The sequence below is a fragment of the Herbaspirillum sp. 1130 genome (assembly GCF_017833835.1).
GTDB lineage: Bacteria > Pseudomonadota > Gammaproteobacteria > Burkholderiales > Burkholderiaceae_D > Herbaspirillum > Herbaspirillum huttiense.
Map to the genome: position 1 here is coordinate 530482 of NZ_JAFICQ010000002.1, position 14866 is coordinate 545347.

Genomic DNA, 14866 nt, shown 5'->3' on the forward strand with positions numbered 1-14866 from the left:
CAATCGTGTTTTGTGAAGGAAAGCGCAAAGGCCCCCGTCCGCTGGCGTTGAGCGGGCAGGGTAGAACAGGCACGCTGAAGGAAACTGTCCGAAAACCCAAACCAGCCATGGGCGCTGGCGTCGGGCGGTTCTGCTCAGGGGGTACGGATATGATCGATCAGGGCGATGGTGGCTTCATCGGGAGGCGGCGTGAGCAGGCTGACGATGACCATGGCAGCCATCCCGACCGGGACGCCGAAGATGCCGGCCGAGATCGGCGCGATGTGGAACCATTGCCCGGCGGCACTGCCGCCGAAGGCGGGGTTGGTGTGCAGCATGTAATACACGCACATCAGGAAGCCGCAGATGATACCGGCAATCGCGCCGGCCTGGTTGGCACGCTTCCAGAACACGCCCAGCACCAGCGCCGGGAACAGCGTGGAGGCCGCCAGCGAGAAGGCCGCACCGACCATGGAGAGGATGTCGCCCGGTTTCAATGAGGCGGCATAGGCCGCCAGCAGCGCCACTACCAGCAACAGCAGCTTGGAGATGGTCACGCGTTTTTGCGTGGAAGCGCTGGGGTCGACCACCTTGTAATACACGTCATGCGAGAGCGCATTGGAGATGGTCAGCAGCAGCCCATCCGCGGTGGAGAGTGCTGCCGCCAGTCCGCCTGCCGCCACCAGTCCGGAGACGAAATACGGCAGGCCGGCGATCTCGGGCATGGCCAGCACGATGATGTCGCCATCCATGGAAATCTCGCCCAGCTGCACCAGGCCATCGCGATTGAGATCGTTGATGGAGACCAGTGGATTGAGCTTGTCCATGTTGGCCCAGTAATACACCCAGTCCGGCAAGTGACTGTAGCTGCTGCCCACCAGCGAGGTGTAGATGTCGTATTTCACCAGTACGGTGAGCGCCGGCACGGTGAGGTAGATCAGCATGATGAAGAACAGCGTCCAGAACACCGAGCTGCGCGCCCCCGCCACGGTGGGCGTGGTGTAGTAGCGCATCAGGATGTGCGGCAGCGCCGCCGTACCCAGCATCAGGCAGAACACCAGCGCCAGGAAATTGTTGCGTTTGATGTCCGAGCTCTGCTCGTCGCGACCGGGGAAGGGTTCGGTCTGCGAGACCGGTGGCTGCGCGCGTGCAAGATTGGCCGCGCGTGCTTCGGTCCATTTGCGTTCTGCCTCCTGGGGGGACTTGGGATAGGACGAGAGCGCGCGGCTGGCGGCCTTGATGTCGGCCAGCGAAGCGTGGCTATCACGCCGTACCTGGTCGGCCTGATTTTGCGCCTCCACACGTCCATCGAGCCAGGATTGCGGCAGGCCCTTGAGCTTGCGGTCGTAGTCATCGGCGCGCGCCTGGAAGATCTTGCGCACTTCCTTTTCCTTGGGGTCGTCTTCCAGTTTGTGTTCCAGCGCCGAGAGCTTGGGCAGCACCGCGCCATAGGCCACCGGCGGCACCGGTACCGTCGCATGCTTGGCCGAGAGCCAGATCACCGGGATCAGGTAGGCGAACAGGATGATGATGTATTGCGCCACCTGGGTCCAGGTGATGGCGCGCATGCCGCCCAGGAAGGAGCACACCAGAATGCTGGCCAGCCCGAGGAAGATGCCGATGGAAAAATCGATGCCGGTGAAGCGCGAAGTGATCAGCCCCACGCCATAGATCTGCGCCACCACATAGGTGAAGGAGATCAGGATGGTGGCCGCCACGGCCAGGATGCGGATCACGTTGACCCCGTGGCTGCCGGGTCTGCCCGGATAGCGCGCGGCCAGGAAATCGGCGATGGTGTATTGCCCGAACTTGCGCAGGTAGGGCGCGATCAGCAGGGCCACCAGGACGTAGCCGCCGGTCCAGCCGAGGATGTAGGCCAGTCCGTCGAAGCCCTGCAGGTAGAGGCCGCCGGCCAGGCTGATGAAGGTCGCCGCCGAGATCCAGTCGGCGGCCGTGGCCATGCCGTTGAAGAGCGGTGGCACGCGCCGTCCGGCGACGTAGTATTCGGGCACGTCGGAGGTACGGCAGACCACGCCGATGCCGGCATACAGGCCGATGGTGACGAACAGGAACAGGTAGCCGATCCACGAGCGCGGCATGCCCTCGCGCTCCAGGATGGCCAGCACGCACAGGAAGATGATGAAGCCCAGCGTATAGAAACCATAGTAGCGGCACAGCCGCCGGAAGAAGTCCTTGTTACTCTCCATGCCAGTGCTCGCCTTGTTCACGTCGGACCAGTTGTTCGATGCGGCGCATGCGGCGCACGTAGATGACCACGATGGCCAGGTAGATCAGCATCATGCCCTGCGCGGCCATGTAGAAGGAGACCGGCCAGCCGAACAGGTGTACCCGGTCCAGTTCGCGTGCGAAGTAGATGAAGAAGAACGTGGCGGCGAACCACAGCGCCAGCAGCCAGGCCGTCATGCGGCGGGTGCGGTGCCATTGGTTGCCGGGGTCCGGGGGAGGCGTGCCGTGGTCCATGTCAGGTGATGTCGTCGAAGAAGGGCGTGCGCGGCATCATGCGAAAGCTCACGCGAAAGAGGCTGCCCGGATATTTGGGATCGCTGCTGCGCGGATTGTGGGTGATCTCGACGATCGCCTCATGCTGCTGCGCGATCTCGCGCACGATGGCCAGACCCAGGCCGCTGCCGGTGCTGGGCGTGCCGAGGATGCGATAGAAACGTTCGAACACGTTGGTGCGTTCGGCCACCGGAATGCCGGGACCGTTGTCTTCCACTTCGAGGATGGCCAGGCCTCCGCCCTCATCGGTGCGCGCCCGTACGGTGACGCGGCCATTGCCATCGTGCGGTGTGTAATGCAGGGCATTGTCCAGCAGGTTGGATAACAGTTCGCGCAGCATCACCGGGTTGCCGGTGATGAGGATGGGGTGATCCGGCTGCTCGAAGCCGAGGTCGATGCGCTGGGTGAAGGACATCGGCACCCAGTCCTGCACCACGCTGCGTGCCAGTTCGTTCAACTCCAGCGGGACCATGCCGCCGGATTGCGATTGCTGGTTTTCGGCGCGCGCCAGTGACAGCAATTGATTGACCAGGCGCGTGGCGGTTTCCGAACTCTTGGCCAGTTGTTCCAGAGAGCGGCGCACGTCGTCCTGGTCATCTTGCCGCAGCGCCAGTTCGGATTGCATGCGCATGCCGGCCAAGGGCGTCTTCATCTGGTGCGCGGCATCGGCAATGAAGCGCTTCTGGATGGCGATGGTCTGCGATAGCCGTGCCAGCATGTCGTTGAGCGAACGCACCAGCGGGGAAATCTCTTCCGGCACCTGGCCGGAGTCGATGGGCGAGAGATCGTCGGGACGGCGCGCACGGATGCGCTGCTGCAATTCCGACAGCGGAGACAGGCCGCGCGAGAGTGCGAACCACACCAGCGCCAGCGCCACCGGCAGGATCACGAACTGCGGCAGGATCACGCCCTTGATGATTTCATTGGCCAGTTGCGCGCGCTTTTCCAGGGTCTCGCCGACCTGCACGGTGGCAATGCGCGGCTCGCGCTGGGCAGCGCGCTGGGCGGCGCTGCGGCGCAGGTCTACCTGCAGGGTGGCGATGCGTACATCACTGCCGTGCAGGATGTCGTTGCGGAATTGCACCGTGCCAAGTGTGATGCGATCTTCGTCGGCTGGCGGTTGCGGCATGTCGACGTCGCCTTCGACATATTCGCCATTGGGGCCGGTGATCTTGTAGTAGATGTTGTCGATGTCGTCGGCGCGCAGCAGGTCGCGTGCCGATACCGGCAGGCGCGCCACCGCCTTGCCGTTGACTTCCGAGACCTGCTGCGCGAGCACGGTCACGCTGTCTTCCAGCGCGCGGTCGAAGGGCTGGTTGGCAATCGACTGCGCAATCAGGTAAGTGATGGCGATGCTCATCGGCCACAGCAGCAGCAGCGGGGCCAGCATCCAGTCAAGGATCTCGCCGAACAGTGAACGCTGGATGCGTTCCACCGGTTGCGTCGCCAGGGCGGCGCGGCGCTTCTTGCGGGGCGTGGGAGCAGCGGGAGCGGCAGTGGACTCCGGCGCGGCCTCGGGCGGCGGGGCGGAGGCAGCGGCGGGGGAAGGATCGCGCGCGGTCATGGGGGATCAGCGCGCGGCGTGCCAGTGTGAAGCGAAGGCGGACGCGGCCTCAGGCCGCGCTGTTGGAGGCCGCCAGCGGGGCAGCGCCGTTCTCGGGCAGCTTCTCCAGGCAATAGCCGAGCCCGCGCACGGTGGCGATGCGTACGCCGCCGACCTCGATTTTCTTGCGCAGACGATGGACATAGACCTCGATGGCATTGTTGCTGACTTCCTCTCCCCATTCGCACAGGTGGTCCACCAGCTGTTCCTTGGAGACCAGGCGGCCGGTGCGTTGCAATAATACTTCGAGCAGCCCCAGTTCCCGCGCCGACAGTTCCAGCATCTGTTCGCCGATGTAGGCAATGCGGCCGACCTGGTCGAAGGACAGCGGACCATGTTTGATGACCGTCGGCCCGCCGCCGGCACCGCGCCGGGTCAGCGCCCGCACCCGCGCTTCCAGTTCGGAGAGCGCAAAGGGCTTGGCCATGTAGTCGTCGGCACCGAGATCGAGGCCTTGCACGCGCTGTTCCACCGAATCGGCGGCCGTCAGGATCAGCACCGGCAGGCGCGAATTGCGCGCGCGCAGGCGGCGCAGCACCTCCAGGCCGGACATCTTGGGCAGGCCCAGGTCCAGGATCAGCAGGTCGAAATCCTGGGTGGACAAGGCGGAATCGGCTTCCACCCCGTTCTTGACGCAATCGGCGGCATAGCCGGAATGGCGCAGGGAACGGGTCAGCCCGTCGGCCAGTACGCTGTCGTCTTCAGCAAGGAGGATGCGCATAAGAATCGGTCAGCGAGGCTAGGCCGGCTGAATTGTCTCGGATGGTTGAATTATTGTGATACCTTTTCATTCATATTCCACTAATTCAACCCCCAATGCAAATCAGGGATTGCCTGATGAGCGCTGTCCTTGAGACAGGTCAGGTCGCGGGTTTGAAGTGTAACAATTCAGATTGGGGCATTGAAGTCTGAAGCTTAGGCCTTATAGTAGGAGGCGTCAGCAAGATTTACTTGCTGGCAGCGCAATTTTTGTTGATATAATTTCTCGCATCCATTTCTGGAAAACCGCTGGAAAATCTGATGAAACGTTTGTGGGTCCTGCTGCTGATCTGTCTGCTCCCGGTGCAAGTATTTGCGGCGGTGCTGACGTACGCCAGCTCGATGGCCGCGACCGACTTCGCAGTCCCGGCCCCGGTGCAAGCCGCCGTGGCGACCCAGCATCTGGTGTCCAAGACCGTTTCCCTGTCCGACCAGGCCGCTTCACTCAGTGATGACCATTCGCACGCCTTGGTGGCCGATGCCGCCGGCAGCGATGACGACAGCACCGGTTACGCCGACAGCGGTGAAGATTTCTCCACGCACGCCGGTATCGGTGACGAGCCCGTGCTGATGCAATCCCTGGCCATGGTGCCGCAAACTTCCCGCCTGGCGCCCGCTCTGCGTAGCGATGCCGCCCTGCAACCCCCGTTCCTGCCCCGCGCAGGACGTCCTCCCCGGGCCTGATCCCGTCGCCACGCGCGACAGGTTTTGCTGCGCCCGCTGAACTGCCCCTGATGGATTGAGGCTTCGCGCCGTGCGACAGCAGGACCCTGCGCGTGCGCGGCCAGCGTCGGCCTGCCCGCGCCGGTGCTGATCCTCCAGGGCACACCTGTTCCAGTGATTCCGAATTACGGCCGATGTGACCGCATCACATCATCAGAATCCTTTAGGAGATAGCATGAAAAAAGCATTTGTCGCGCTGATAGTGGCGGTCATGACGCTGTCTGTTGGCATGTCGGCCGTCGAAGCCAAGCGTCTTGGCGGTGGCGGTTCGATCGGCAAACAGTCTTCCAGCGCCAGCCGTCAGGCGCAGAGCCCTGCCCCGATGCAGCAGAACCAGGCCGCCGCTGCCAAGCCGGCCGCGCCTGCTGCCGCTCCGGCTGCAGCCGCCGCCAAGCCGAGCATGTGGAAGGGCCTGCTGGGTGGCGCCTTGCTGGGCCTGGGCCTGGGCGCGCTGCTGTCGCACTTCGGCCTGGGTGGCGCACTGGCCAGCATGATCAGCACCATCCTGACCGTGGCCCTGATTGCCCTGGCGATCATGTTCGTGATCCGCCTGTTCCGCCGCAAGTCGGAATCGGCACAGTCCGCGCAACCGGCTCCGGCCTGGGCCAGCGCTGCACCGCAAGCGGCTGACAACGCATCGTCCACGCCGCAGATCGGTTCCATGCTGAAGACCGACCAGTCCGCCGCCTCGACCACCCAGAACGGTTTCGGTGGTGGTTTCGGCAATGCCGAGGCAGCGCCTGCCTATGGTATCCCGGCCGGTTTCGACACCGTGGGCTTCGTGCGCAATGCCAAGACCTACTTCATCCGCCTGCAAGCGGCATGGGACAAGGCTGACATCAACGACATCCGCGAATTCACGACGCCCGAGATGTTTGCCGAGCTGCGCCTGCAGATCCAAGAACGCGGTGCTGCTGCCAACCAGACCGACGTGGTCTCGCTGGATGCGGAAGTGCTGGGCGTGGAAACCGTGGGCAATGATTACCTGGCCAGCGTGAAGTTCTTCGGCTTCATCAAGGAAGATCCGACCGCCTCGCCGGCCCAGTTCGCCGAGATCTGGAACCTGTCCAAGCCGGCTGCCGGCCAGGGCGGCTGGGTGCTGGCAGGTATCCAGCAGCTCGATCCGGTCCAGGGCTGAGTCACCGGCCCTGACAAATTGGCAAGAACGTTCATGTAGCAAGTATCAGTTTGGCGCGGAAGGCGGCGGTTAGTGGATGAGCGTCGCCAGTCCGTTTTACCGCCGGCTTTTGCCGGCGGTTTTTTTTGTTCGCTTTGTTTTGCATTCCACGCCTGAAGTTTTCTTCATTTCGGTCCGGAGCCGCCCAGGTGGCGGGCATCATCTTTCCTGTTCCGGCCTTATCCTTCGTATCGCAGCGTCCCATAAAAAAAGCACCGCATCAGCGGCGCTTTTGAGATTGCTCGTCCGGCGCAGTGCCGGGGCGCTCCCGATCCCGGTCGCGTCGGGGAAGACGTCCGTCCGACAAGGGAAACAGCAGCGCCACCACCACCAGGATGACCAGCAATACCAGCGTGATCTGGTCCAGTCCATCCATGCTCATGCCACCTTGTCGGCGGCCCAGATGGCGACGTCGGCCGTGTCGACCTTCTTGGGCAACAGGCCGGCGGCGAAGAAGGTATCGGCGATGCGTTGCTGCTCGCCCAACGCCTCGCGCTTGACCGCACGTACCTCGTAGCTGCGGCGGCTGTTGGCCAGTTCGATGGTATCCGCATCCAGTCCCCAGAGCGGGGCCAGGAACGCGGCTGCCTCGCGCGGCTGTTGCTTGACCCAGAGGCCGGTCTTCTTCAGTTCATCGAACACCACCCGCAAGACCTCGGGACGTGCCTGCGCGAAGCTGGCCGAGGCCAGGTAGTAGCGTTGGTAATCGGCTACGCCGCGTCCGTCGGAGAGGATGCGCACCTGCGACTGCCGCTGCACGCCCGCCAGGAAGGGATCCCAGGTGACCCAGGCGTCGACGCTGCCGCGTTCGAAGGCGGCGCGGCCATCCGCCGGCGACAGGTAGGCGGGCTGCACATCGCTGAATTTCAATCCGGCTTTTTCCAGCGTGGCGATCAGCAGGTAATGCACGCCGGCCGCCTTGGTCACGGCGATCTTCTTGCCCTTGAGATCGCTGGCCGTGCGCAGTGGCGAATCGGCCCGCACCACGATGGCCTGTGCGGCGGGCGAGGGCGATTCCTGCGCGATGTAAGCCAGTTTGGCGCCGGCAGCTTGGGCGAACACGGGTACGGTATCGGCCACGTCGGCACTCAGGTCGACGCCGCCCACATTGAGCGCCTCCAGCAGCGGCAGGCCACTGGCGAATTCATGCCAGCTGATCTTGGCCCCGCTCGGTGCCAGCAGTTTTTCCAGGGTGCCATTGGCTTTCAGGATGGTCAGCAGGGTCGAGGATTTCTGGTAGCCGATGCGGATGGCCTGGTTGCTCTGGGCCAGCACGCTGGCCGGCGCCAGTGCGCCCAGACCCAGTGCCGCGCCGGTCTTGAGGAAGCGGCGGCGGTTGGATGCGTGGTCGTGAAGGGACATGGATAAGCTCAAAAGTAGGTCAGGATTTCTGCTGGCTGGATTGCCGGCGCGCGTCGCGCCAGCCCAGGCTTTTCTGTTCGACGGCGCGCAACAGGCTGTCGCTGACTTTGCCCAGCAGGGCCAGGATCAGGATCGCGGACAGCACCAGGTCCGGCCGGCTGCTTTCGCGCCCATCCGAGAGCAGGTAGCCCACGCCCTTGGTGGCAGCGATCAGTTCGGCCGCCACCAGGAACATCCACGCCAGGCTCAGTCCCCCGCGCAGGCCGGCAAACAGGTAGGGCAGGGAGGCTGGCAGCAGGATGTGGCGGATCAGTTCGCCGGTGCTGAGGCCGGAGCTGGTGCCGACTTCGATCAGCTTGTGGTCGATGTCGCGAATGCCGGCCACCAGATTCAGGTACACCGGGAAAAACGCACCGATGGCAATCAACACCACCTTCGGCGTTTCATCGATGCCCAGCCACAGCAGCAGGAGCGGAATCCAGGCCAGGCTCGGGATGGCGCGCAGCGCCTGGAAACTGGGTTCCAGCAGGGCTTCGGCGCGGCGGCTGATGCCGACCAGTAGCCCCAGGGCAACCGCCAGCACGCTGCCGATCACGAAGCCGGAAGCCACACGGGCGAGACTGGCAGCGATATGCGGCAGCAATTCACCGCGCTGCGCCAGTGACCACAGGGTGTGTGCCAGCTCGCTGGGCGGCGGCAGCAGGCGCGCAGGAATCCAATCCAGCCGCGCACCGGCTTCTACCGCCAGCAGGAACAGCAACGGCAGGATCCAGCCGGTGAAGCGGCCCGGGCGATAGCCATCGTCATGCGGCCAGCCCCGGCGGCGCGGGGTGGCCGCGCGCGCCACGGGCGGCTTGGCGGCGTCCAGCTTGGGCGCGGCCTGCAGCGTGGCCGGAAGCGGGATGGGATCAGCCATGGCCTCAGGCCTTCACCACGCCCTGCGCATAGCTGGGATCGATCAAGGCATTGATGGTGCGCGGCAGGTCGGTGCCGCTCTTGACCAGGTCTTCTTCCAGCAGGATGGGCGAGGCTGCGCGCAGCGCTTCGATGTGTTCGCGGCCGATCTGCGGTTGCGAAAAATCGTTGCGCTTCAGTTGCAGGCGCGCCACCGGGGCCGACAGCTTGGACTCTTCCGACAGCAGGGCCACGGTCTCGTCGGGATGGGCGATGATCCAGGTGCGCGCACGTTCATAGGCGGCGAGCACGCGCTTGACCTGGTCCGGATGACGGGCGGCGAAGGTGTCGCTGACGTTGAGGAAACCGTAGGTGTTGAAGTTGACGTTGCGGTAGATCAGGCGCGATCCGGCTTCCAGTTCGCTGGCAGCCAGATGGGGATCGAGCCCGGCCCACGCGGCCACACGCCCCTGTTCCAGTGCGGCGCGGCCATCGGCGTGCTGCAGGTGGACGATTTCGACGTCGCTCTTCTTGAGGCCATTCTCATGCAGTGCGCGCAGCAGGAAGAGATACGGATCGGTGCCCTTGGTGGCGGCGATCTTCTTGCCCTTGAGTTCGGTGATGGACTTCACCGTCGACTCCTTGCCCACCGCCAGCGCCGTCCATTCCGGACGCGAATAGATGTAGACCGCCTTGACCGGATTGCCATTGGCCCGCGCCAGCAGGGCGGCCAGGCCGGCGGTGCTGCCGAAGTCCACGCTGTCGCTGTTGAGATATTCGAGCGCGCGGTTGCTGCCGGCGCTGAGGACCCATTTGACTTCCGTGCCTTGCGCCTTGAGGTCTTCCTCCAGCCAGCCGAACTTGCGCAGCACCAGGCTGGGCGGCGAGTAGTAGGCATAGTCCAGGCGGATGGTCTTGGGCGGCTGTGCGGCACGCGCCAGCAGGGGCGCGCTGCCCAGTACGGTAGCGCCGAGCGCGGCGGGGGCCAGGCGCAGGAAGTCTCTGCGTTGCATGAATGGGTTCTCCCTTGGTTGGATCGCCCCGCACGAGGTGGCGCAGCACGGCCATGGCCGGCCGCACAGGCGGGACAAACCGACACTCTAAGGACGAAGCTCTGGCGGAAGAACGACTATTTTCGCGCTTGCATATGCGGGCGGCGCATGTGGCCGCAGGCTCGAACGGGGGGCATTCCATGGCGGCCGATGGCCGTCATGTCCTCATGCAGAGATGCAGAGGTGCAGAGATGTACAGATGCAGTTGTGTAGAGGAGACGGGATGCGGCCCTTCAGTCATGTAGTCCTCTGCAGGAGTGGCAGACCGGCCAGGCAGAGAGAGGAGGACGAGGAGGACGATGAGGCCACGGAGAAGATGCGTCTCCGTACGCGCCTCATCGATTTACGGCAGGCACAGTTCGAACAGCGCACCACCATCCGGATGATTGGACAGGCGCGCTTCGCCATGCCGGGTCTCCTTGTTGTGGGCGGTGGCAATGGCATTGCACAGGTCCATGCCCAACCCGGTGGACGGCTTCTTTTCCTGGGTGCCGATGCCGGGGCCATCGTCGCGCACCGTGAAGATCACGCCGCCTTCCGGATGCTTGCGGCAGCCCAGCGCGATCTGCGAGCGAGCAAAGCGGCTGGCATTCTGCAGCGCCGCTTCCAGCGCCAGCGCCACCAGGTGTTCATCGAAGAAGCCGATCACCGGCATGTCGGTTTCGTCCACCTGCAGGGCGATGTCGTTGCTGCGGGAGACGCCGTGCTCGCGCACCAGGGCATCGAGGAAGTCCAGCGGCGAGACCGCCTCGACCTGCGCGCGCAGGCCCTGGGAATCGGCCTTGTAGAGGGTCAGGAAGGCGATCAGCTTTTCCTGCAGGGCCAGGCAGGTGACATGGGCCTGCTGCACGCGCGGCACGTCGTCGGACAGGCGGCGCAATTCCCCCTCCAGCACGCCCAGGGAGTTTTTGATGTCGTGAATGATGATCGCGGCAAGCTTGGGATCCATGGTCAGCTCTTCGGGGCTACTTTGGTCAGGGTGTCGCGCAGGAATTTGTGCATCTTCGCGACTCTATCGTTGCCGGGAATCAGGCGGTCCAGGGTGGCCAGGTAGCGGCGCACGCGCTTGACGTATTCTTCGTTCCAGCCGCGCTGGCTCATCCACAGCAGATGCAGCTGGGCGGCCGCCAGCAGCACGCCGGTGTTCTCCGGCATGCTGGCCAGCGCCTCTTCCAGCCGCGCCAGCGACTCGTCGGGCTTGGCGCTGCGCATGAGGGCATTGGCTTCGGCGATGATGCTCATGCAGTGCTTGACGGCACCGTCGATGAGCTCTTCGGCCAGGTTGGCGCGGCCGGTATCGGCCAGCACCTTGCGCGCCAGCATCTGCAGGGTCTTGTTCTCGTGGTCGGACTTGACGGCTTCGGCGATGAGCTTGGCGCCTTCCTCATCCTTGCCCATCGAGAAGGCCGCCTTGGCCAGGGCCAGGGTGGCGGTGTCCGAGGCTTCCTTGCCGGCCGCCTGGCGGGCCGTCTCGAAGGCTTGCTGGGCCGAGATGGTGTCGCCCAGCTGGACGTAGGCCTGGGCCTGCACGGCGGCCTGCGCGGAGACGAAGAGGTTGGATTCCTCGTAGCGGCGCGGCGCGCTTTCCAGCAAACGCAGCGCGGCATCCGGGTCGCCGCTGTCGATGTGCACCTGGGCCAGCGAGAGCAGGTCGGTCGGTTGCGCGGTGAGCGAACCCTTGGTGTGCTTCAGCACCTTGTCATAAGCCTCGCGCGCCTGGTCGAGATGGCCGCTGCGGTAGGCCACGTCGCCCACCAGGCGGCTGCGGCGCGCCGAGGGGATGATCTCGGAAGACTTGGTCAGCGCCTCCAGCGCGCCTTCCTGGTTGCCCTGGGCTTCGTCGATCTGCGCCATAAGGTCGTAGGCGGCGATGAACTGCTTGTTCTGCGCCAGTACGTCCTGCACGATCAAGCGCGCATCATCCATCTGGCCGGCCACGATGTTGCAGCGGGCCAGGCCGATCTTGGCCCACACCAGGTCGTCGCGCATGGCCAGGGCCTGCTTGTAGACCTCGCGCGCTTCGTCGATGCGGCGCTGTTCGATCAGCAGCGTGCCCTTGGTCTTCATGATCTCGACGATCCACTTGGGCGCCGACTTGAGCACGTTGTCGCATTCGATGATGGCGCCGGTGATGTCCTTGCGCTTCATCTTCTCGGTCACCGGCAGCATGGCGTGCTGCTTTTCCAGCAGGCGGTCCACGCGTTCGGCGATGCGGCTGGCCGTCAGCGGCTTCAACATGTAGGCGTCGGGCTGGAACTCGGCGGCGCTGGCCACCAGGTTGTAGCCGCTCTCGGCCGTCACCATGATGAACATGCAGGTCGGCGAGAGCATGTTCTGGGTGCGGAAGAACTCCAGCAGCTGCTGCCCGTTGCTTTCCTTGTTGAGGTTGTAGTCGCAGATGATCAGGTCATAGGTGCCGGACTGCACGAAGCGGATGGCTTCATCGGGCGTGGCAGCCTGGTCGACCTTGGTCACGCCGAGCTGCCCGAGGTGCATGCGAATGTTCTGGCGCATCGTCGGCATGTCGTCGATGACCAGGCAGCGCAGGGCGCTGATGTGGCTGAAGGGCACTAAACTCATGAGAACGGTCTGTAAAGCGATCTGTAAGGCGATCTGTTCGGGATTGCGGAATGCCGTGGGCCGAATAATTGCCGCGGCGCAATATCGTGCGAGATGACGACTATTGATACCAATTTGGCCATTGCTGACGAATTATTCCCCCCAACTCGCGAGTGTGCCGTTTTTTTTCCTTCCATGCATCATTCCTCTGCGATTTATGAAGTTTTTGGAAGGTCTGCCTCTCGTATAATTGTGGTTTTCGCCCACGGATGGAATTTGGGCCGACAAAAACGCTTGCACTAAGCACTGTTTTTTTATACAGTATCGCTCTATCGGGGCGGTCATCCACTGCCCCCCGGGCAACACCCGCGGCCTGCCAGCGATGGCCAGCCACCGCGAGCAAGATCCAAGCAACATTCAAGCAACATCAGCAAGACTCCCCCTGACACCCGTCTTCACGACATTTTGCCGAGAGAGATTTATGGACGACAAAAAAGCTGCGAACAACTCTGAAAAGAGCAAGGCGCTGGCCGCCGCGTTGGCACAGATTGAAAAGCAGTTTGGCAAGGGCTCGGTGATGCGCATGGAAGATGGCGTCATCGCTGAGGAAATCCAGTCCGTGTCCACCGGCTCCCTGGGCCTGGACATCGCCCTGGGCATCGGCGGCCTGCCGCGCGGCCGCGTGATCGAAATCTACGGTCCGGAATCCTCGGGCAAGACCACCCTGACCCTGCAATCGATTGCCGAAATGCAGAAGCTGGGCGGCACCTGCGCCTTCATCGACGCCGAGCACGCGCTGGATGTCACCTACGCGCAAAAGCTGGGCGTGAACCTGAACGACCTGCTGATCTCGCAGCCCGACACCGGCGAACAAGCCCTGGAAATCTGCGACGCCCTGGTGCGCTCCGGTGCGGTGGACCTGATCGTGGTCGACTCCGTGGCCGCGCTGACCCCCAAGGCTGAAATCGAAGGCGACATGGGCGATTCCCTGCCGGGCCTGCAAGCCCGCCTGATGTCGCAGGCGCTGCGCAAGCTCACCGGCAGCATCAACCGCACCAACACCACCGTGATCTTCATCAACCAGATCCGCATGAAGATCGGTGTCATGTTCGGCAACCCGGAAACCACCACCGGCGGTAACGCGCTGAAGTTTTACGCTTCCGTGCGCCTGGACATCCGCCGCACCGGTTCGATCAAGTCGGGTGATGAAGTCATCGGCAGCGAAACCAAGGTCAAGGTCGTCAAGAACAAGGTTGCGCCCCCGTTCCGCGAAGCCCACTTCGACATCCTGTATGGCGAAGGCACTTCCCGCGAAGGCGAGATCCTGGACCTGGGTTCGGAACACAAGGTGGTCGAGAAGTCCGGTGCCTGGTACAGCTACAACGGCGAGCGCATCGGCCAGGGCAAGGACAATGCCCGTAACTACCTGAAGGAACATCCGGAGCTGGCTCGCGAGATCGAGAACAAGGTCCGTGTCGCCCTGGGCGTGCCGGAACTGGCCGGTGGCGAAGCGGAAGCCAAGGCTTCCTGAATCCGCGCTTAAAGGATTCAAGCGCCATCGCGGCGACAGGGTTTGCCTGAGCCCTGGGTGTCGTGATGGTGGCTTGTTTATCTCGCTGGTGCCGTGCTGTGTTGGCGGTCTCAGGGGGAGGTAATACCGCAGTACAGCAAGTTCGCAACATGCCAAGACCGCCGATCAGCCTGAAAGCAAGGGCGCTCAAATATCTCTCTTCACGTGAGCATAGTCGCCAGGAACTTGCGCGTAAGCTTGCCCCTTACGCGCAAGAGGGCGATGACATCGAAGAGCTCCTGCAATGGCTGGAGCAGTCCCGTTTCCTTTCCCAGGAACGTTTTTCCGAATCGCTCGTGCATCGCCGCTCGGCGCGCTACGGCAATCAGCGCATCATCTCCGAACTTCACGGCCATGGCATTGAAGGTGAAGCCATCGCCGAACTGAAGGCCGATCTGGCCGCCGGGGAGGGCGAGCGTGCCGCGCAGGTGCTGCGGCGCAAGTACGCCGCACCGCCCGAGGATGCCGAGACCCGCGCCAAACAGATGCGCTTCCTCCAGCAGCGCGGTTTTTCCCATCGCAGCATCCGCGAAGCCTTCCAGACCGCCTGGGCCGACGACGAAGAGTCTGCCTGAACCCAAGCTGCATCCAGCAGGGCCGGCCCGGCCAAGCACATTTTTCCCGCGTTTTCCTCGAAATCTCCCACCGGCGTGCGGCCTTGTCCTGCC

15 protein-coding genes are annotated in these 14866 nt (G+C 63.7%); 4 read left to right on the plus strand and 11 right to left on the minus strand.

The window, feature by feature from the left end:
* Positions 1 to 134: 134 nt before the first annotated feature.
* The 4 genes from JOD78_RS11195 to JOD78_RS11210 are packed head-to-tail and all read right to left on the minus strand — an operon-like array spanning position 135 to position 4823.
* The gene (locus JOD78_RS11195) at positions 135 to 2186 is read right to left on the minus strand and encodes a sodium:solute symporter family protein (RefSeq protein ID WP_209568055.1); all 2052 of its coding nucleotides are present in this window, start codon (positions 2184 to 2186) and stop codon (positions 135 to 137) included.
* Positions 2176 to 2460, minus strand: coding sequence for a DUF4212 domain-containing protein (locus tag JOD78_RS11200; RefSeq protein WP_121042998.1), 285 nt, complete (start codon positions 2458 to 2460; stop codon positions 2176 to 2178). The genes JOD78_RS11195 and JOD78_RS11200 overlap by 11 nt, the downstream gene beginning before the upstream one ends.
* 1 nt (position 2461) lies before the next feature.
* Complete coding sequence (locus JOD78_RS11205) at positions 2462 to 4063, minus strand: sensor histidine kinase (RefSeq protein ID WP_209568053.1); 1602 nt, start codon at positions 4061 to 4063, stop codon at positions 2462 to 2464.
* 49 nt (positions 4064 to 4112) lie between these two features.
* Positions 4113 to 4823, minus strand: coding sequence for a response regulator transcription factor (locus JOD78_RS11210; protein WP_039789191.1), 711 nt, complete (start codon positions 4821 to 4823; stop codon positions 4113 to 4115).
* A gap of 299 nt (positions 4824 to 5122) precedes the next feature.
* Between JOD78_RS11210 and JOD78_RS11215 the strand changes: the two genes are divergently transcribed.
* Both JOD78_RS11215 and JOD78_RS11220 read left to right on the plus strand, forming a co-directional pair.
* The gene (locus JOD78_RS11215; protein WP_209568051.1) at positions 5123 to 5545 is read left to right on the plus strand and encodes a hypothetical protein; all 423 of its coding nucleotides are present in this window, start codon (positions 5123 to 5125) and stop codon (positions 5543 to 5545) included.
* 214 nt (positions 5546 to 5759) lie between these two features.
* Positions 5760 to 6722, plus strand: coding sequence for a Tim44-like domain-containing protein (locus tag JOD78_RS11220; RefSeq protein ID WP_134221371.1), 963 nt, complete (start codon positions 5760 to 5762; stop codon positions 6720 to 6722).
* A gap of 31 nt (positions 6723 to 6753) precedes the next feature.
* Here JOD78_RS11220 and JOD78_RS11225 read toward each other — a convergent pair whose 3' ends face one another.
* The 7 genes from JOD78_RS11225 to JOD78_RS11255 all read right to left on the minus strand — a co-directional run bounded on the left by JOD78_RS11225 (position 6754) and on the right by JOD78_RS11255 (position 12649).
* Positions 6754 to 6924 (minus strand): hypothetical protein, encoded by a 171-nt coding sequence (locus tag JOD78_RS11225; protein ID WP_209568049.1) that lies wholly within the window; start codon positions 6922 to 6924, stop codon positions 6754 to 6756.
* A gap of 57 nt (positions 6925 to 6981) precedes the next feature.
* The gene (locus JOD78_RS11230) at positions 6982 to 7137 is read right to left on the minus strand and encodes a hypothetical protein (protein WP_166675783.1); all 156 of its coding nucleotides are present in this window, start codon (positions 7135 to 7137) and stop codon (positions 6982 to 6984) included.
* Positions 7138 to 7139: 2 nt separating this feature from the next.
* On the minus strand, positions 7140 to 8123 hold the full coding sequence (locus tag JOD78_RS11235) for an aliphatic sulfonate ABC transporter substrate-binding protein (protein WP_121043006.1): 984 nt from the start codon (positions 8121 to 8123) through the stop codon (positions 7140 to 7142).
* 19 nt (positions 8124 to 8142) lie between these two features.
* On the minus strand, positions 8143 to 9039 hold the full coding sequence (locus JOD78_RS11240; protein WP_245202088.1) for an ABC transporter permease: 897 nt from the start codon (positions 9037 to 9039) through the stop codon (positions 8143 to 8145).
* 4 nt (positions 9040 to 9043) lie between these two features.
* Positions 9044 to 10030 carry an aliphatic sulfonate ABC transporter substrate-binding protein gene (locus JOD78_RS11245; protein WP_121043010.1) on the minus strand — a complete coding sequence of 329 codons (987 nt, stop codon included), beginning with the start codon at positions 10028 to 10030 and terminating at the stop codon, positions 9044 to 9046.
* Positions 10031 to 10412: 382 nt separating this feature from the next.
* Entirely contained in the window at positions 10413 to 11018 is a 606-nt protein-coding gene (locus tag JOD78_RS11250) for an ATP-binding protein (RefSeq protein ID WP_039789179.1), read from the minus strand.
* Positions 11019 to 11020: 2 nt separating this feature from the next.
* Positions 11021 to 12649: a response regulator gene (locus tag JOD78_RS11255; RefSeq protein WP_209568047.1), complete on the minus strand. Its 1629-nt coding sequence runs from the start codon at positions 12647 to 12649 to the stop codon at positions 11021 to 11023.
* A 460-nt stretch (positions 12650 to 13109) separates the two neighbouring features.
* On the opposite strand from JOD78_RS11255, the gene recA reads away from it, so the two are divergent.
* Both recA and recX read left to right on the plus strand, forming a co-directional pair.
* Positions 13110 to 14159, plus strand: coding sequence for a recombinase RecA (gene recA / locus JOD78_RS11260; protein WP_034341268.1), 1050 nt, complete (start codon positions 13110 to 13112; stop codon positions 14157 to 14159).
* Positions 14160 to 14308: 149 nt separating this feature from the next.
* Positions 14309 to 14773, plus strand: a complete 465-nt coding sequence (gene recX, locus JOD78_RS11265; protein ID WP_121043014.1) for a recombination regulator RecX — start codon at positions 14309 to 14311, stop codon at positions 14771 to 14773.
* The last annotated feature ends 93 nt before the right edge of the window (positions 14774 to 14866 follow it).